Consider the following 18,018-nt stretch of genomic DNA (forward strand, 5'->3'; position numbering starts at 1 on the left):
GTTTTCTCCGTTTGCGATTAAAGGATGACGGCGTGGCGCGTGAGCGCCGCCACGACGCGTTTCTCGGCATCGGCGATATGATCGCGCAGCAGGCGCGCGGCCTGCCGGCCGTTGCGGGCCTGCAGGGCGTCGATGATGGCCGCGTGCTCGGCAATCAGGCGGTCGGGATCGCGCCCCTCGATGGCACCGATGGAAACCAGCACCAGGCGGTCAGCCTGTGCCACGAGGTTCGCCACCTCCTCGCGCATGCGCCGATGCGGCGAGCACATGGCGACGGCCACATGGAAAGCGCGGTTGTACTTGATGAAATCCATCTTGCCGGAATCGAACTCGCGGAACGCGTCCAGCGCCTTCAGCGCGGCATCGGCCGCGGTCCGGGCCGCATCGGCGGCGCAGGCGGGCTCCATCACCTCGCGGAAGCGGAAGATATCGCGCGCGTCGGCCAGCGACACGGGGTTTACGCGGTAGCCCTGGCGCGGCAGCACGGTGATGAGGCGCTCCTGCTCAAGGCGCAGCAGCGCCTCGCGCACCGGCTGCTTGCTGACGTCGAAGCGGGCCGCCAGCTCCTGCTCGCGCAGCTCCTCGCCGGGGGTCAGGCGGCAGCCCAGGATCTCCTCGCGCAGGCGGGCATAGACGGCGTCGCGCAGCAGCGAAGGCACCGCGACTGCAATATCAGAGCTACTGTCGTGTTCTAGTAACATATCTCAGTCCCCGCCATCGTCTCACGACAAATCGCTTATTTCTCTGGATATAACAACGAAAAAAGATGTCTTGACGCACCGTTTTCGATCTGCGTGAAATATCACGAACGAAAATTATGCCGTCAAGAGCCGCTCTGGGGAGAGACCCGATGCCAACCAACACATCCGCCGTGACGTTCCGCAGAACCCGCAGCAAGGCCAGCTGCAAAGCCTGGCTATTGGCCACGGCGCTGGCCGCCGTGTGCGCCGCGCCGGCGCTGGCGCAGCAGGCCCCCATCAAGGTCGGCTTCATGACCGTGCGCTCCGGCGCGCTGGCCGCCGGCGGCAAGCAGATGGAGCAGGGCCTGGAGTATTGCCTCGCCGAGCGGGGCGGGAAGATGGGCGGGCGGCCGGTGGAGCTGATCACCGTCGACACCGCCGGCCAGCCGGCCACCACCAAGACCCGCGCGCAGGAACTGGTGGAACGTGTGCGGGTCGACGCCATCATCGGTCCGCTCGCCGCCTTCGAGGCGCTGGCCATCGACGACTACATCCGCCAGGTGGGCGTGCCGGTGATCTCGCCGTCCGCCGCGGCCGAGGACCTCACCCAGCGCAAGCAGAACCCGTGGTTCGTGCGCGCCGTGGGCACCTCGGCGCAGGCCAACCACGCGCTCGGCGAATATGCCGCCAAGGATCTCAAGCTCAAGCGCGTCGTCACCATCGGCGACGACTTCGCCTTCGGCCACGAGGCCACGGCCGGCTTCCAGCGCGCGTTCGAGGACAATGGCGGCAAGGTGGTGAAAAAGCTGTGGCCGCCGCTGAACGTGGCCGACTACGGCAGCTACATCAGCCAGATCCCCAGCGACGTTGACGCCGTGTATGCGGCTTTCGCCGGCGGCAACGGCCTGCGCTTCCTCCAGCAGTACGCCGAATACGGCGCGCCGGCGAAGGTGATCGCACAGATGACCACCGTGGACGAGGGCATCCTCAAGTCCATGGGCAAGGAAGCGGTGGGCGTCATCTCCTCCGGCTGGTACACGGCCACTCAGGACGTGCCCGGCAACAAGGAGTTCGCCGCCGGAATCCGCGCCAAGTACGGTGCCGATCCCGGCTACTACACCGCCGGCGCCTACGAGGCCTGCGCCTTCCTCGACGCCGCGGTGAAAGCCGTCGACGGCAAGGTCGAGGACAAGCAGGCGCTGATGAAGGCCCTGCGCGAGGTGAAGCTGGACAAGGGCCCGTTCGGCGAGGTCGCCCTCGACCCCTATGGCAATCCCATCATGACCGTCACCATCCGCCGCACCGAGGAGAAGGACGGCCGGCTCCAGAACGTGGTGCTCAAGACCTATCCGAAGGTGAGCCAGTTCTGGACCTACGACCCCAAGGCCTTCCTCGCCGATCCGGTCTACAGCCGCGACTACCCGCCGGCCAGGCATCTGGGCAACTGAGCCGGACCCGACACGGCTGCGGGCACCGTCCATCGGCGCTCGCGGCCGGCCTCGCCGCTTCATTTCGGGCCGCTCCCGTTCGGAGCCTTGCGACGCCCGGTCCTCCCACTGCGTCTTCCTGAGGACACTCCATGGCCTTCTGGGTCAGCCAGACTCTCAACGCGCTCGCGCTGGGCGGGCTCCTGTTCATGCTGGCATCGGGCTTCAGCCTGATCTTCGGGCTGATGCGGGTCGCCAACCTCGCCCATGGCGCCTTGTTCATGCTCGGCGCCTATGTGGGCCTCGCTCTGGTGAAGGCGGGGTTCGGCTTCTGGACCGCCGCCGCCACCACCGCTGTACTGGTGGGCGTGCTCGGCGGGGTGATCGAGCGCACGCTGCTCCGTCACCTCGCCGGCCGCACCCTCCCGCAGGTGCTGCTGACCCTGGGCCTTGCCTTCATCATCGCCGACGCCTGCCTGATGACCTGGGGCGGTGACCCCATGCGCCTGCCGCCGCCGCCGGAACTGGCCGGCGCGGTGCGCTTCGGCGACGTGGTGTTCCCGCGCTACCGGCTGTTCGTGATCTTCGCCTCGGCCGCCGTGGCCCTCGGCCTGTGGCTGCTGGTGGAGCGCACCCGGGCCGGGGCCATGATCCGCGCCGCGGTGGACGATGTCGGCATGGCCCGCGCCATCGGCGTATCGGCTTCCACCCTGTTCACCGCCGTGTTCTGCCTCGGCACCGCGCTCGCCGGGCTCGGCGGAGTCATCGGCGGGCCGATCCTGTCGGTCTATCCCAGCCTCGACCAGGACATGCTGCCGCTGGCCTTGCTGGTGGTGATCCTGGGCGGCGCCGGCTCCCTCGCCGGGGCGTTCGTCGGGGCCTACATCATCGGCTTCATCTACACCTTCGGGCAGGTGCTCGTGCCCGACCTTGCCTATGTGATCTTGTTCCTGCCCATGGTCGCCGTGCTCGCGGTGGCGCCACAGGGCCTGTTCGGCCGGAGGCTCGGATGACCCGGCGCATGCTTCCCTTCGCGGTGGTGCTGGCGGCGATGGCGCTGGTGCCCGTGTTCACCCCCTCCCACTTCTACGTGAACCTTACCAGCCAGGTCGCCATCGCCGCCATCGGAGCGCTGGGCCTGAACGTGCTGGTGGGCCATGCCGGGCTCAACTCGCTGGGCTTTGCCGTCTTCCCCGGCCTGTCGGCCTATCTGGTGGCGTGGCTGTCCACGCTCGGCGGGTTCGACCCGGTCTCGGCCGGCCTGCTGGCCATCGGCGGCACCATGCTGGTGGCCGGCCTGTTCGGCGTCGTCGCCCTGCGCGCCACCGGCCTGGGCTTCGTCATGATCACCATGGCCCTGTGCCAGATCGTGTGGGGCGCCGCCTATCGCTGGACCTCCGTCACCGGTGGCGACAACGGCATTTCCGCCGTTCCCCGGCCCGGGACCGGCCTGCTGCCGCTGGAGCGGCCGGAGGTGTTCCTGTGGCTGTGCGTCGGCACCCTGGCGCTCGCCCTGATCCAGCTCGGGCGCTTCTTCGACAGCCCGATGGGCGTCGCCCTGCGTGGCACCCGGGACCAGCCGCGGCGCATGAGCGCGGTGGGCTACGACGTGTGGCGCATCCGCTTCTCCGCCTGGATGCTGGCCGCCGCCTGGGGCGCCGTCACCGGGCTGCTCTATGCCTGGTATCACCAGTTCGTCAGCCCGCACATGATGGCGGTGACCGCCTCCGCCGAGGTGCTCCTGATGGTGGTGGCCGGCGGCGCCGGCACGCTGGCCGGCCCGCTCATCGGCGCGGCGCTGGTGGTGCTCCTGAAGAACCTCGCCTCCATCTGGATCGAGCGCTGGGTCATGCTGCTCGGCTGCACCTTCGTAGCCATCGTGCTGCTGATGCCGGATGGCATCGTCCCCGGCTTCGGACTTCTGCGGGCAGCGCTGGCCCGCCTGCGCCCGGCCCCGGCCCCGAAACTCGTGCCCCGGGAGCGCGCCGATGTCTGAGCTTGCCCTCGAGATCAAGGGCCTGTCCAAGCAGTTTGGCGGCCTGCCGGCGGTGTCGGATGTGACACTCGCCATTCGCCCCGGTGAACGCCACCTGCTGCTGGGACCGAACGGGGCGGGCAAAACCACCCTGTTCAACCTCATCTGCGGCGACCTGCCGCCCACCGCCGGCTCCATCCGCCTGTTCGGTCAGGAACTGGTGGGCCTGCCGCCACGCAAGCGCACCGCTTGCGGCCTGGCGCGCACCTACCAGATCCTCACCCTGTTCCCGCACGAGACCCTGTGCCGGAACGTGATGCTCGCCCTCAACGGCCTCAGGCCGCAGAAATGGCGCTTCTGGCGCGACTTCGACGACGACACCGACATGCGTGCGGAAGCCTTTGCCATTCTGGAGCGCGTGAAGCTGGCGGACCTCGCCGACCGCACCGTCTCGCAGACGGCTTATGGCGATCGGCGGCGGCTGGAAATCGCCCTCGCCCTCGCCCTCGCGCCGCGCGTGCTGCTGCTGGACGAGCCGCTGGCCGGCCTGTCCCGCGACGAGCGGGTAATGGTGCAGGAACTGCTCGATACGCTGCCGCAGGACATCACCATCGTGCTCATCGAGCACGACATGGACGTGGCGCTGGCCTTCGCCGAGCGCATCACCCTGCTTCACCACGGCTCCGTGGTGATCACCGGAAGCCGCGCGGAGATCGCCGCCGATCCCCGCACCAGGGAGGTGTATCTCGGTGCCTGACGCCCTCAGCCTCTCCAACGTCCACGTCTATCACGGCGAAATCTGCGCGGTGCGCGGGCTGGAACTCACCTGCGCGGAGGGGGCGGTCACCGCCCTGCTGGGCCGCAACGGGGCCGGCAAGACCACCACGCTCAGCGCCATCGCCGGCCTGCTCGGCACGCGGCAGGGCCGCATCGATCTGTTCGGCGCGCCCCTCGAAGGGCGCGGGCCGGAAGCCATCTGCCGCGCCGGCATCGGCCTCGTGCCGCAGGGGCGGCGGATCTTCCCCTCGCTCACGGTGCTGGAGCATCTGCAGATCGCCTACCGTGCGCCGCGCCATGCCGCCACGCGGGTTTTCGACATCGCCGGCGTGGAGGCCCTGTTTCCGCGCCTGCGCGAGCGGCGGAGGCAGCTCGCCGGGTCCATGTCCGGCGGCGAGCAGCAGATGCTCGCCATCGCCCGGGCTCTGGCCACCAACCCCCGCGTGCTGCTGCTCGACGAGCCGGCGGAGGGCCTGGCGCCGCAGATCGTGGCGGAGGTGGCCGACGCCATCTCCGCGCTCAAGGCGGCCGGGCTCTCCATCCTGCTGGTGGAGCACAATCTGCCGCTCGCGCTCCGGCTCGCGGACACCTGCGTCGTCCTGTCGTCCGGCGAAGTGGCCTGGCGCGGGGGCCCCGACACCCTGGCCAACGATCCCGACCTCATGGCCCACCATCTGGGAGTGCACTGATGCTCAGCGCCAACAGCCGTGCCGGCGGCCTCACCGCTCATGTGACCGGTACCGGCCCCAGCATCGTCTTCCTGCATTCGCTGCTCTCCGATCGCGGCAGCCTTGAGCCCATGGTGGCGCTTCTGGCCGACGACTTCCGGCTGGTGCTGCTCGACCTGCCCGGCTTCGGCGGCTCGCCGCGCTGCCCCGGCGGCCTCGATGGGCTGGCCGACCGCATCGCCGATGCGGTGCGCGCCTGCTGCCCCGGCGAGACGCCGCTCCTGTTCGGCAACGGCTACGGCTCATTCGTGGCCCTCGCCACCGCCCTGCGCCATCCCGAGACTGTCGGCGGCCTGTTCCTGGCCGGCTGCGGCGCGGCCTTCACCGAGGAAGGGCGCGGCGCCTTCCGCTTCATGGCGTCCAAGGCGGAGGAGGCGGGCTTGCAGGCCATCGCCGACACCGCCATGCGCCGCCTGTTCCCCGATCACATGGCCGGCGCGGTCCCCGAGATCCTCGCCGAGCGACGCGCCGCCTTCATCGCCACCGATCCGGAGGTGTTCAAGGAGGCGTGCGGCCTGCTCGCCACGCTGGACCTGCGGGCGGCGGCACAGGACCTCGCCGTTCCCCTGTTCACCTGCGCCGGCGCCTACGACGAGGCGACGCCCCCGGCCATGGCCGAGGCGCTGGCCGCCCTGGCGCCGGACGGCACCTTCCAGCTCATCGAGGACTGCGCCCACGCGCCGACGCTCCAGGCGCCACGGGTCGTGGCGCGGCTGCTGCGGGACTTCGCCGGCGCCCTGGCCCTCGGCGCCCCCACCGCCCCGGCCTCCGCCTGAGGCGGGCGCCGGCAGTCGGAACGAAGGCCGGCGCTCAACGCGATCTCCACCCTGCCAGCGCGCGGCAGGGCCGGCGCGGTCCCGCCTCGGGTGTGTGACATCCCTGTTCGCTTTGAGGCTTCGCAGGGCATGCTCTACGGGCCCGGATCCGGGCGCGCTGGGGGCTTTCCCGCCGGCGTGCGGTGGGGTATCCGTAACGGTGGTCATCGCGGGTTTTCGCGGTTCTGGTGACGGGTCCACAGCGGCGGTGCATGCGTGAACGGAAGCCCCAAACTGAAGACAAGCATGTGCTTCGTCTAGCAGAGGATTCGCCGGATCAGCTGAAAGCGGGGACTTCAGCCAACACCCGATCCCGCAATACAGGGAACAGCGAGCCCGCCGCCCCGCGCAAGGCCTCGCGCTGGCTGCGGACAGCCGCCGCTCTCCTTGGCCTTACCATCATCCTTTTGGCCGTCTTCTTCGGATTTGCCATACATTATTGGCTGCCGTGGCCGGAATGGGTGCGGACGTTCGGCGCGTGGGCCTTTCCGATCCTGACCTGCGGCCTGTGGTTCCTGCCGTTGGGGCATCGTCTCGCGCGGCGCACGGCGGTCCTGCTGTTCGTGTCGGGGCTCGCCTTCGCCTATGCCATCAAGACGCCACCGTCCCAGGACTGGGTGGCGTTGATGGAGAAGTCGCCTCACATGGAGCGGCAGGGCGACAGGATCACCATCGTCAATTTCCGCGACGCCGCGCATGCGCCCGGCACCGCGCCGGTGATCCACTGGACGCGAGCGGATTTCGACCTGTCGACGCTCGATGGCGCCGATCTCATCCTGCAGCCGTTCGGCGACCTGAAGGGCCTTGCCCACGTCATGCTGACGTTCCGCTTCGCCGACGGCCGGCACGTCATCATCTCCATGGAATCGCGACAGGCGAAGGGGCAGTCCTTCGATCCTCTGGCAGGGTTCTTCCGCCGCGATCCGCTCTATCCCATTCTCGCCACGGAGCGGGACCTGATCTGGGAGCGGCTCGCCCGCACGCCGCCCGATCCGGTGCAGATCTATCCCCTGCTCGCGGACAAGGCCGTGCTCCGGCAGTATTTCGAGCGCGTCCTCGCCTTCGTCAACGCCATCCATCGGCAGCCGATCTTCTATTCGACGCTGACGGAAAGCTGCATGACGACGTTCATCAATCTTGCGCCCGAAGCCTTCATTCATGTGCGCTGGTACGACATCCGCCGCTGGGTGCCGGGCTATTCGCTGAGCCTGTTCCAGCAGCTGGGTCTCGTGGACCATTCCATGCCGGCCGAGACGCTCGCCCTTCGCCGCACGCTGCCCGATGGCCTTTCGGCGCCGCAGGGCTTTGCCTCCGACGCCGCCTGGAGCGCCTATATCCGCCAGTCGCTGGATAGTCCCACCCCCGCGCCCGCTCCATAATCGCCGGTTCCGCCGGCGCGATCCTCGCGCCGGCATGACCATCCTCCCCATGGCAGCCGGGACGGGATGGGCACCTGCCCCGCGGCGCGGGACACGAGGTACCTGCGGCGCCCTGGATGTCGCACCGCGGCCGCCCTCCCCGGCAACCGCGAAAGCCAGGCCAACAAAAAACCCCGGCAGGTGACCTGCCGGGGTTTCGGATCGGCTTCTGGCGGGCCGAAGCCCCCTCACCACGTATAGCGCAGGCCCACGGTGCCACGAACGGTGTAGCTGTCGCCGAAGTCACTCAACGCGGTGGAATAGAGCCCCTCGCCATAGAGTGAGAACCGGTCGTTGAAGGCCCAGGTCCCGCCGAGGCCCACCTCGCCCCACAGCTTCTCCGCATCCTGCGTCAGGGGCGTGTAGCCCACGTTCACGCTGGTGCCGTTCAGGAACTCGTAGGTGAGGTTGGCGATGCCGTAGCCCTGCAGGCGCTGGCCGTTGGCGACGTTGCGGGACAGGTTCTCCAGCCGCACCCCGGCGCGGCCCAGCAGGCTGTCGCCGCCGCCCCCGCTCACCCCCGCCGACGAGCCGTTGGGGTTGAGATAGAAGAAGTCGTCGAAGCTCACCGAGGAATAGATCAGCTGCGCCTGCGGCACGACGGTCCAGCCGCCGGAAAGCGCAAAGCGCCGCCCGGTCTCCAGGCTCAGCGCATAGCCGAAGCCCTTGTTGCCATCGACCAGGGCGGGGAAGCCGGTCGCCGAGAGGTCGCTGTCATACCAGGTGGCCTGGCCGACGCCGTCCACATAGAAGCCGTCCGTGCCGATCCAGGTAAGGCTGCCGCCGATGCCGTAGGCGGTGGTGTCGATCGTGCCCTGGCGCGGCAGCAGCAGGGTGGGATGGGGCGACACCGCCACATCCACCGAGCCGGTGCCGTAGGTGCCCATGATGCCGAGCACCAGCGCGCCGTTCCGATCCTCGTGCAGCACCCCGTCCACGCCCGCCTGGGCGAACCACAGGTTCTGGTCGTAGCCGACGCCGGTGCCGGTGGCGCTGATGGAGCCGGTGAGGCCGAGCACCCGGCCCCACACGCCTCCCCCCACCACGTCGGTGCCTGAGCCGACGGCCTTCGCCGGCGCCTTGGTGACGAGCCCGGAGGCCACAGGCACATCATCCGCCCACAGCCGGTTGCCGGTGCGCTGCTGAAGGGTGCCGATGGTGGTCTGGCCGAACCGCAGCAGGCTGTCGGCATAAGGCAGCAAAGTCTGCGCGCCCGCGGAGAGGGAGGAGCGCAAGTACCAGTCGCCATCATTGGGATCGACCCGCCCGCCCTTGAACAGGTCATACTCGAAAGCCCCGGCGTAGAGATCCTGGGCCAGCGCGAAGGTGCCGGCGCTGGTGCCGTCCACCTGGACCACCTTGATGCCGTCCCCCGGGGTGTAGGCGCCGAGGCCGTTATAATTGGAGATGTCCAGCACGGTGCTGCCGGCGGTGTCACCGTGCACCACCATCTTGTCGGTGAGCTGGACGAGGCCGTTGTTCAGTGTCGAAGACATGGCCAGCGTGCCGCCATTGGCGCCCGTGTAGTCATTGTCCACGGTCAGCGTCTTGAAGCCGCCGGTGGCGGGCGAGACGAAGACGATGCGCGAGCCGTCATTCACCAGGTCGGTGACGTTGGAATCGGCCGGCATGGTCCACCACGAGCCGGCCAGGGTCAGCGCGGAGGTGGAACCTGCCGCCGTATAGGCCCGGCCCCAGAGGTCGGAGCCGGTGGCGTTCACTACGGTCGCGGCGCTGTCCGTCGCCGACAGGAGACCGGACGTGCCCGCGGCGGTGACGCCGGCCAGCGCGAAGGTGGAGGCGCCGTTGGTGGCGTCGATGGCCCAGCCGGTGACGTCGATCTGCGAGCCCGTCGCCTCGATGCGCCCGCCGCTCTCCCCGTGCAGGCCGATGCTGCCCGCACCCGAAAGGAGAATGTCGCCGGTGGTGGTGATCTTGCCGCCGTTGAGAGCGGCAAGACCGGTATTGCCGGCGCGGGTGGAGGTCACGTCGCCGGAATTGCCGATGGTACCGTCATCGGCCCGCAGGCCGGTGCTGTTGATGCCATTGAGGGCGACATCGCCGCTGTTCGTGGCGGTGCTCTTGCCGCTGGATTCGATGCCGGTGGTGCCGTTCGCGTTGGCGTTCACCTGGGCATGGTTCTCCAGCGTGCCCGCGGTGCGGGCGGCAAGGCCGATGCCGCTCTGGCCGGTGACCGTGACGACGCCGGTGGCAGTGTTGATCACCTTGGCCTTGTCCTGGGCGAGGAGGCCGACGCTGTTGGCACCCTCGACGAGCACGGTGCCGGAATTGGTCACCTGACTGCCCGCGTCCTGCGCCACGAGGCCGAAGCTGTCGGCCCCGCTTACGGTCACCTTGGCGGTGTTCGTCACCTGGCCGCCGGTCTCGGCGAGGAGGCCCGTGCTGCCGGCTCCGGAGAAGGTGACGACGCCGGAATTCTCCACCGTCGCCGTGTTGCGGGCGATGAGGCCGGTCACGCCGGTCTGGGTGGAGGTGAGGGCGGCGGCGTTGGTCAGCTTCGTGGTGGCGTCGGGGTCGCCCACGGCATTGCCGTAGATGTCGTGCTTCTGCCCGTCGGCGATGCCGGCGACGGTGTTGGCCGCATCCAGATGGATTGCGGTGGCGCTGTCGATGGTGCCGATGGCGCCGCCCTCCACGGTCACGGCGTTGGCGCCCTCGCCGGTGAGATAGAAGGTGCTGCCCTTCGTCTCGATGCTGGTACCCACCCCGGTGCCCAGCACGCCCACCGAATCCTTGCCGCTGGCGGTGAGGGTGTAGCCGCTGCCGTCGAAGACGGCGCCGTCGGCGATGCGGAACAGGGTGGAGCGCTCGGTATTCACTTCAAGATCGTTGCGCAGGACGGCGACCTTCGCGTCCGGCCCGTAGATGAAGTAGCCGATCTGGTCCGTACCGGAGGCGAACACCACCGTGGCGCTGTCTTCCACCGTCACGTCGGCGTTGCCGCGGGCATGCACGCCGATAGCGCCGACGCCTGTGAGGGTGACAGAGCCCGAGATATCCGAGGTGGCGGCGCCACCTTCATCGCCCTCCACCCACACGCCGAAATTGCGCGTGCCGCTGGACGGATCGGCGCCGCCGGCCACGGTGATGGTGCCGGTGGAAGTGGCGTTGGCGGCAGTGCCGGCGCCGTCGGCGATGACCTGCATGCCGATGCCGTTCACGCCCTCGACGACGATGCTGCCGGAATTGGTGATGCTGCTGCCACCGGTCCCGGAATTTCGCACATAAATGCCGGAATTGAGACGCGGCGCGTCCGCCGCGGCGCCCTTCACGGTGATGGATCCGGAATTGTCCACCTGCACGTTGCTGGCGCCGTCGACCCGGATGCCGGACGCGCCCTGCGTCAGGGTGCCGATGACGACGGCGCCCTCGTTGTTCACGGTGGCGCCGCTGTGCACGTTGATGGCTGCGAGGTTGCCGCCGAGATTCAGCGCCACGTCGGCTGCGGGGGCATTGGGATCGGTCTGCTCGCCGCGGCCGATATAGATCACCGCGTCGGCCGTATTGGTGAACGAGCCCCCGGTGATGTCGACGCCATAGGCCGAGGTGTTGGCCGAGCTTGCCGTCGTCCCGAGATTGATGATGCCGCTGTTCACCACCGTCGAGTTGGTGGCGGTGATGGCGTTGGAATTGTTGCCGATGCCCTTGTTGATGATGTTCGCGTTGGTGAAGCTCGATGCGTCGGCGTTGACGCCGGCGGCGCTGTCCTTGGCGGTGATGACGCCGGCATTGGTCCCGGTGGAGCCGCTGCGCAGGGTGACCGCGATGCCGTCATTGGCGACGAGGGTGCCGGCATTGCTGACCTTGGCGCCGTTGGAGGCGCGCAGCACGCCACCATTGGCGCCGTTGACGGTGAGGCTCGATCCCGCCGCGATCTCCGCGCTCGCCCGCGCACCGTCGGCCGACAGCACCGAGCGGGTGCCGATGCTCTTCCGCACGTCGTCGCTGGGATCCGGCACCGGATCAGCGGCGGTGTAGCGCACGCTGCCGGTCTGCAGGTTGGCGGCCTGCGTCATGTAGGCGTCGTACTGCGTCTGGTCGATCTCACCCGTCTCGATCAGGCCGATGAGGGTGGTGTTGAAGGCCTGATAGTCGGCCAGGCTGGTGATGAGGTAGTCGGAGCCGTTCACCGTGACCGTGGTCGGCCAGCCGGCGAGGGCGCTCGACGTCGCGGTGTCCTCCCCGGCCGCCGGATTGGACGGCAGCGTCGCGCCGTTCATCACGATGCTGGTGTTGCCCGGCGTCTGCCACGAGAGCTTGGAATCGGCGTCGCCGGTCCCGTCCGCACTGTAGAGCGTGGTCTGCTTGGCCGCGATGGTGAAATTGCCGGTGGAGGTGATGTTCAGCGTGCCGCCGCTGCTGTCCACGGAGCCGATACGAGCGTCGATATACTGGTTGTCACCCACGCCCTCATAGACCGTCCGGATGGTCGTGCCGAACTCCGGGGCGGCCATCTGCCCGTTCACATAGACATTGACGGTCCGGGTGGAGCCGGTGATGGGGTCGGTGTAGCTGGCGGTGCCGTTCTGCGAGCCCTTGGCCAGCACCGGGGTGGCGAGATTCTCGCCGCCCGAGACGATGGCGAAATCCTGGAGCGGCTGGCTGCCGGCCACGCCGGTCTCGCCGTCGACGAACTGGTTGGCGCCGGAGAGGGTAACCGTGTCGCCGCCATTGACGATGGTGGCCCCGGCCTGCGCGTCATTGTCCACGGGGTTGAACGCGACGGTCGCGCATGCGCCGCCGACCGGCGCATTGCCGTCACCGCAGCTGGAGGCCGAGACGGGGGCCGACACCGTGAGCGCAGCCAAAGCTATCGCAATGAGCGAAGCTCCTGAACGCAATTGCGCAACAATCACTTCAGGTTCAGACCGCTTCCGCTTCATCCCCGACCCTTTCAAGCCACACTCGAGAACCACCAACGGTACATTAAAACCGCCATATGTGTGTTGCATCGCAGCAACAGACGACCAGCTTTCGAAACGTCAGCTTGGGGGGCACCTGATTTGGCGGGATCGCGCGGCGTGCCAGGAGGCCCTCGACCGGCGATGGCTTCGACGCGCGCGGCCTCGACATCCAGGGGGATCGCCACCCGTGACGGCACGCGCCATCCCGGCCTGCGCGACCCCGCGCCGGTGGCCACCGGCGAAGCTTTTCGGTGTGGTGCAAGTATTCAAAGGTGCAGGTGCGGCGCAGCAGCATGTGCGGCGGGCAAGATCGGATGTCACCGCCGGCTTCGCGGTGCCATATGACGAATGTCCATCTCGGCGGCCGACCGGGGAATGATGTCGCCGTCGACAGGATTCAGGCTGCAGGGTTAAGGGACGTGGTTAAGGCAGCCCGCTCGAGGGCACGCCGGCCGCGCCGGCGTCTTTGCCGATCCGCAGGACGAACAGTCCAAAGCGCGGATGGGGATCGAACGGCGTGGCGCCATCGCTCCGCGCCGGCCCGCCCGGGCCGGGGCCGCCAGCGGCTGCCCCCCCGGGGCTCACACCATGGAGAAGATCTTGGCGAAGTCGTAATCGTGCTGGGCGACGCCGCTGCTGCTGTCGGTCAGGTGGCCCACGTCGTCGCCATGGTCGCGCCCTAGGGACCACATGGCGATATAGGCGATGTGGTCATTGCCCTCGGCGTAATCCACCAGCTGGCGGGCATCGTCCAGGGTGAAGACCTCGCCGGGAATATCGTTCTGGCCGATCATGGGAGTGATGGCGACCTTGGCGTCGAGCCCCAGATGATGCAGCTGCGCGATGGTGGCCTCGGCCGCATCGATGGCATCCTGCCCCATGTCGCCGCTGTCGTAATAGGCGCCGTAATTCATCACCATGATGTTCACGGTGTCGATCTCGACCCCGTCGGCCTTGGCCTGGGCCAGCAGGTCCAGCCCGGCCTGGTTCAGGCCCGTCGGCAGCGCCGGCAGGGTGTAGGAAATGCTGAGGTCCGGGTTGGCCTCCTCCAGAGCCACCAGGGCCTCGTTGCGCAGGTGGCTCGCCGCCGTGTTGGTCAGCGCGTCGGCCTCGATGTCGAAGTCGAGGGAGGTGACGTTGTACTTGTCGATCACTGACTGGTAGGCGGCGGTCAGGTCCGCCGCGTTGGTGAAGGAGAGCGCCGGCTCCTGGCCATAGCCGCCACCGAAGGAGATGGTGACGTCGACCCCCTTCTGCTGCAACTGCGCCACCATGGAAGAGATGGTAGTGCCGTTGGCCAGCGTGTCGTTGTCGAGAGAGCCGAGCCCGCCCCAGCCGATCTGGTCCGGCCCCGTGCCCAGCACGAAGGCGAGGGTGACCGAGGTGAGCCCCACATCTTCCACCGTCTGGACGAGGTTCTGGCTGGAGGGCAGCCACATCTCGAAATAGGGCGAGAAATGCTGCTGGTCTGCGGCATCGGTGCCGGGGGCATCGGTGGTCACCGCAATGGGCATGGCCGCCGGGGAGGTGCCGGCCTCGTCCATGGCCACCACGGAGAAATGATAGGTGGTGTCCGCCGCGAGGCCCGAAACCTTGAAGCTCAAGTCCGTGGTGGTGCCCACCAGCTCGCCGTCGCGATAGATGGCATAACCCGAAATGGTGCCAACCCCCAGAACCTCCGCGGCGGCCCAGGTGAGGGTTGCGGAAGTCTCGGTGGTGGTCAAAAGGTGCAGCCCATCCGGCGCGTCGGGGGCCACGGGCGTGAGGTCGGCATAGCCGATGACGCTCCACACATGGCCGGTGCCCACCGGGCCGTGGTCGCTCGCGGGATCGGTCCCCAGCGTCCACCAGTTGGCCTGGTAGACGAGGTGGCCGACGCTCACCTGGTCGCCGGCCACATAGGCCTTGGCGTCGGTCCAGGCCGGCGCCTCGATGACGGTGGGGGTAGGGACACTGCCGCCGGAACCGGTGTCTGACCCGTTCCCCGATCCGCTCGTGCCGGACAGGCGCGTGGCCCATTCATCGAGGACCACGGCGCTGCGCGCGGTGATGTTCGCCGCCGACAATTCGGCGAGGGTCACACCCTCCAGCGTGTAGCTCTGCTGCGCGGCGGGCATCAGGATCACCACCGAGCCGTTCAGCTCGACGACGGAGAAGTCCTGCGGCGTCAGCCAGCCGAAATCGAGCTTGTCGATGGCGGGATCGAAGGCCAGCACCGTCTGCGTGTTCCAGTGCCAGCCGAGGGTGGTGGTGACGGCATCGCCGCTGCCGGGCGTCCCCGCGCCGCTCCCCGCCGGATTCGCCAGCGCCGGGTTGGCCAGCGCCTGGCTCCATTCGGCGAGCACGGCGGCATCCTGGCTGGCGATGCTGGCCAGCGAGAGCTGGGAGAGCGTCACGCCCTCCAAAATGTAGGTCTGGCGCTCGGCCGCCAGGTAGATCACCACCGAACCGTTGACCTCGGCGATGGAGAAGTCTGTCGCGGACAGGCCGCTGAAATCCAGCTTGTCGGTGGCGGGATCGAAGCTCACCACCGTGTCGGTGTCGCGCGCGGCGGCCAGCGCGACGAGGGTGCCGGCGGCGGGCGTGGCGCCCGTGTCGGCGGCGATGGCGGCGCTCCATTGCGCGAACACCGATGCATCGAACGCACTGATGTTCGTCAGCGACAGATCGGAAAGGCTGATCCCTTCGAGCGTATAGCTGTGCGCATTGGCCGGAAGCGCGATGACCACCGAGCCATCGACTTCGGTGATGGTGAAATCGCTGGCGTTCAGCCAGCCGAAATCAAGGACATCCGTGGCGGGGTCGAACGTGACGACCTCATGAGCGCCCCATGACCATGTGATTGTTCTCGTTGCCATGTTGCCGTCCGCCCCGTCGGGAACACTATCCGATAGGGTGCACATGGGGAGCGCGACGGCAAGGGAAAGCTGTGCAATTCACCGCCACATGGTCTGTCAAAGCCTGTATTCGCAATTTGCGAAATAGTGTTTTCGGAGTCCAGGTGACCCATTCAGCCGATGAAATCTTGAGAGGAGCCGCCCTGCCCTCACCGCACGGCCGCGTCGAGGGCAAGGCGGGCGTCCAGCGCCGCGGCGGCTTCCTTGCGCTCGCTGTAGCGGTCGGTGAGATAAGGCGCCACGTCCCGTGTCAGCAGGGTGAATTTCACCAGTTCCTCCATCACGTCCACCACGCGGTCGTAATAGGGGGAGGCAGTCATGCGGCCGGCGGCGTCGAACTCCGCATAGGCCTTGGCCACCGAGGACTGGTTGGGGATGGTCAGCATGCGCATCCAGCGGCCCAGAATGCGCATCTGGTTGACGGCGTTGAAGGACTGGGAGCCGCCGCACACCTGCATCAGCGCCAGGGTGCGGCCCTGGGTGGGACGGATGGCGCCGATGGCGAGCGGGATCCAGTCGATCTGCGCCTTCATCACCGCGCTCATGGCGCCATGCCGCTCCGGGCTGCACCACACCTGCCCCTCGGACCACAAGGCCAGCTCTCGCAATTCCTGCACCTTGGGATGGTCCACCGGCGCCCCGTCCGGCAGCGGCAGATCGTGGGGATCGAAGATGCGGGTTTCGGCGCCGAAATGCTGCAGCAGCCGCTCGGCCTCCAGCGTCAAAAGGCGGCTGTAGGAGCGCTCCCGCAGCGAGCCATACAGCAGCAGGATGCGCGGCGGATGCCGGGAGGGCGCGGCCGGCAGCAGGGCATCGATAGTCGGGAGGGGGAGGACGCGGGCGTCCACATTGGGCAGGGTATCGTCGGTCACGGCGTGGTCCGCGCCGGCTTGGCGGCCGGACCGCCGCGCTCGTACCAGCCCTTGGAGCGGTTCACGATCCACACCACGGAGAGCATCACCGGCACCTCGATGAGCACCCCCACCACGGTGGCGAGCGCCGCCCCCGACTGGAAGCCGAACAGGGAGATGGCCGCCGCCACCGCCAGCTCGAAGAAGTTGGACGCGCCGATGAGGGCGGACGGCCCCGCCACGCAATGCTCTTCGCCCGCGATGCGGTTGAGGAGATAGGCGAGGCCCGAGTTGAAATAGACCTGGATGAGGATCGGCACCGCCAAGAGCGCGATCACCAGCGGCTGGGCGATGATCTGTTCGCCCTGGAAGCCGAACAGCAGCACCAGCGTCGCCAGCAGCGCCACCAACGAGAGAGGGCCGAGCTTCGCCAGCACGCGCTCAAGAGCGGGCGGGCCGCCCTGCGCCAGCAGGCGCCGGCGCACCAGTTGGGAGACGATCACCGGCACCACGATATAGAGCACCACGGAGAGCACCAGCGTGCCCCACGGCACGGTGATGGCGGAGAGCCCCAGCAGCAGCGCCACGATGGGGGCGAAGGCCACCACCATGATGGCATCGTTGAGCGCCACCTGGGACAGGGTGAAATGGGGCTCGCCCTTGGTGAGGTTCGACCACACGAATACCATGGCGGTGCAGGGCGCGGCGGCGAGGATGATGAGGCCGGCGATATAGCTGTCGATCTGGTCGGCCGGCAGCAGCGGGCGGAACAGCCAGCCGATGAAGAGCCAGCCCAGAAGCGCCATGGAGAACGGCTTCACCGCCCAGTTCACCAGCAGCGTCACGCCGATGCCGCGCCAGTGGCGCCCCACCTCGGTGAGGGCGGCGAAATCGATCTTCAGCAGCATGGGCACGATCATCAGCCAGATGAGCACCGCCACCGGGATGTTGACCTGCGCCACCTCCACGGCGGCAATGGCCTGGAACGCGGACGGCGCCAGATGGCCGAGCGCGATGCCGACGATGATGCACAGGCCGACCCAGACGGTGAGGAACCGTTCAAAAATAGACATGATTGAAATCTCTCTGCCGTGCGTCAGCCGGCGGCAACGGGCTGGCCGGCGGCGTCCACCACCCGCTCGCCGTCTTCCTTGGTGAAGGCGCCCTTTTGGGGCGGCAACAGGTCCAGCACCAGTTCCGACGGCCGGCACAGGCGCACGCCCTTGGGCGACACCACCAGCGGACGGTTGATGAGGATGGGGTGGGCCATCATGGCGTCGAGCAGGGCATCGTCGTCCAGCGCCGGATCGGCGAGGCCGAGCTCGGCATAGGGCGTGCCCTTCTCCCGCAGCGCGCCGCGCACCGTGAGGCCGGCGCGGGCGATCAACTCAGCCAGCAGCGCGCGCGACGGCGGCGTCTTCAGATATTCGATCACATGGGGCTCGATGCCCGCGTTGCGGATCATGGCCAGGGTGTTGCGCGAGGTGCCGCAGGCGGGGTTGTGGTAGATGATCACGTCCATGGC

Annotated in this window: 13 protein-coding genes; 7 read left to right on the forward strand and 6 right to left on the reverse strand. The window is 68.3% G+C overall.

Going from position 1 to position 18,018, the window contains the following annotated elements; all coding sequences use genetic code 11:
* Positions 1-17: 17 nt before the first annotated feature.
* Positions 18-659: a GntR family transcriptional regulator gene (locus FBQ73_RS21770; protein ID WP_246089889.1), complete on the reverse strand. Its 642-nt coding sequence runs from the start codon at positions 657-659 to the stop codon at positions 18-20.
* 191 nt (positions 660-850) lie between these two features.
* Here FBQ73_RS21770 and FBQ73_RS21775 point away from each other — a divergent pair, with 191 nt between their 5' ends.
* The 7 genes from FBQ73_RS21775 (at position 851) to FBQ73_RS21805 (ending at position 7,781) form a co-directional block, all read left to right on the forward strand.
* A complete protein-coding gene (locus FBQ73_RS21775) occupies positions 851-2,128 on the forward strand; it encodes an ABC transporter substrate-binding protein (protein WP_138401592.1) in 1,278 nt (425 codons plus the stop codon).
* Between the two features lie 131 nt (positions 2,129-2,259).
* Complete coding sequence (locus FBQ73_RS21780) at positions 2,260-3,120, forward strand: branched-chain amino acid ABC transporter permease (protein WP_138401593.1); 861 nt, start codon at positions 2,260-2,262, stop codon at positions 3,118-3,120.
* The gene (locus FBQ73_RS21785; RefSeq protein WP_138401594.1) at positions 3,117-4,103 is read left to right on the forward strand and encodes a branched-chain amino acid ABC transporter permease; all 987 of its coding nucleotides are present in this window, start codon (positions 3,117-3,119) and stop codon (positions 4,101-4,103) included. Before FBQ73_RS21780 ends, FBQ73_RS21785 begins: the two co-directional genes overlap by 4 nt.
* Complete coding sequence (locus FBQ73_RS21790) at positions 4,096-4,839, forward strand: ABC transporter ATP-binding protein (protein WP_138401595.1); 744 nt, start codon at positions 4,096-4,098, stop codon at positions 4,837-4,839. The genes FBQ73_RS21785 and FBQ73_RS21790 overlap by 8 nt, the downstream gene beginning before the upstream one ends.
* A complete protein-coding gene (locus FBQ73_RS21795) occupies positions 4,832-5,548 on the forward strand; it encodes an ABC transporter ATP-binding protein (RefSeq protein WP_138401596.1) in 717 nt (238 codons plus the stop codon). The genes FBQ73_RS21790 and FBQ73_RS21795 overlap by 8 nt, the downstream gene beginning before the upstream one ends.
* A complete protein-coding gene (locus tag FBQ73_RS21800) occupies positions 5,548-6,363 on the forward strand; it encodes an alpha/beta fold hydrolase (protein ID WP_138401597.1) in 816 nt (271 codons plus the stop codon). The genes FBQ73_RS21795 and FBQ73_RS21800 overlap by 1 nt, the downstream gene beginning before the upstream one ends.
* 287 nt (positions 6,364-6,650) lie before the next feature.
* Positions 6,651-7,781, forward strand: a complete 1,131-nt coding sequence (locus FBQ73_RS21805) for a lipoprotein N-acyltransferase Lnb domain-containing protein (protein WP_246089897.1) — start codon at positions 6,651-6,653, stop codon at positions 7,779-7,781.
* 227 nt (positions 7,782-8,008) lie between these two features.
* Here FBQ73_RS21805 and FBQ73_RS21810 read toward each other — a convergent pair whose 3' ends face one another.
* The 5 genes from FBQ73_RS21810 to arsC all read right to left on the reverse strand — a co-directional run bounded on the left by FBQ73_RS21810 (position 8,009) and on the right by arsC (position 18,015).
* Entirely contained in the window at positions 8,009-12,649 is a 4,641-nt protein-coding gene (locus tag FBQ73_RS21810) for an autotransporter outer membrane beta-barrel domain-containing protein (RefSeq protein WP_138401599.1), read from the reverse strand.
* A gap of 677 nt (positions 12,650-13,326) precedes the next feature.
* Entirely contained in the window at positions 13,327-15,603 is a 2,277-nt protein-coding gene (locus FBQ73_RS21815; RefSeq protein WP_138401600.1) for a fibronectin type III domain-containing protein, read from the reverse strand.
* Positions 15,604-15,791: 188 nt separating this feature from the next.
* Positions 15,792-16,514 carry an arsenical resistance protein ArsH gene (gene arsH / locus FBQ73_RS21820; RefSeq protein ID WP_138401601.1) on the reverse strand — a complete coding sequence of 241 codons (723 nt, stop codon included), beginning with the start codon at positions 16,512-16,514 and terminating at the stop codon, positions 15,792-15,794.
* On the reverse strand, positions 16,511-17,566 hold the full coding sequence (gene arsB / locus FBQ73_RS21825; RefSeq protein WP_138401602.1) for an ACR3 family arsenite efflux transporter: 1,056 nt from the start codon (positions 17,564-17,566) through the stop codon (positions 16,511-16,513). The genes arsH and arsB overlap by 4 nt, the downstream gene beginning before the upstream one ends.
* Positions 17,567-17,589: 23 nt before the next feature.
* Positions 17,590-18,015 carry an arsenate reductase (glutaredoxin) gene (gene arsC / locus FBQ73_RS21830; RefSeq protein WP_138401603.1) on the reverse strand — a complete coding sequence of 142 codons (426 nt, stop codon included), beginning with the start codon at positions 18,013-18,015 and terminating at the stop codon, positions 17,590-17,592.
* Positions 18,016-18,018: the final 3 nt, after the last annotated feature.

Origin of the sequence: Xanthobacter autotrophicus (assembly GCF_005871085.1) — a bacterium.
GTDB lineage: Bacteria > Pseudomonadota > Alphaproteobacteria > Rhizobiales > Xanthobacteraceae > Xanthobacter > Xanthobacter autotrophicus.

What these genes read in the sequence shown, in the direction of transcription:
- FBQ73_RS21775 (WP_138401592.1), top strand. Translation starts at nt 851, where the DNA reads ATGCCAACCAACACATCCGCCGTGACGTTCCGCAGAACCCGCAGCAAG.
- FBQ73_RS21780 (WP_138401593.1), top strand. Translation starts at nt 2,260, where the DNA reads ATGGCCTTCTGGGTCAGCCAGACTCTCAACGCGCTCGCGCTGGGCGGG.
- FBQ73_RS21785 (WP_138401594.1), top strand. Translation starts at nt 3,117, where the DNA reads ATGACCCGGCGCATGCTTCCCTTCGCGGTGGTGCTGGCGGCGATGGCG.
- FBQ73_RS21790 (WP_138401595.1), top strand. Translation starts at nt 4,096, where the DNA reads ATGTCTGAGCTTGCCCTCGAGATCAAGGGCCTGTCCAAGCAGTTTGGC.
- FBQ73_RS21800 (WP_138401597.1), top strand. Translation starts at nt 5,548, where the DNA reads ATGCTCAGCGCCAACAGCCGTGCCGGCGGCCTCACCGCTCATGTGACC.
- FBQ73_RS21815 (WP_138401600.1), bottom strand. Translation starts at nt 15,603, where the DNA reads ATGGCAACGAGAACAATCACATGGTCATGGGGCGCTCATGAGGTCGTC.
- arsB (WP_138401602.1), bottom strand. Translation starts at nt 17,566, where the DNA reads ATGTCTATTTTTGAACGGTTCCTCACCGTCTGGGTCGGCCTGTGCATC.
- arsC (WP_138401603.1), bottom strand. Translation starts at nt 18,015, where the DNA reads ATGGACGTGATCATCTACCACAACCCCGCCTGCGGCACCTCGCGCAAC.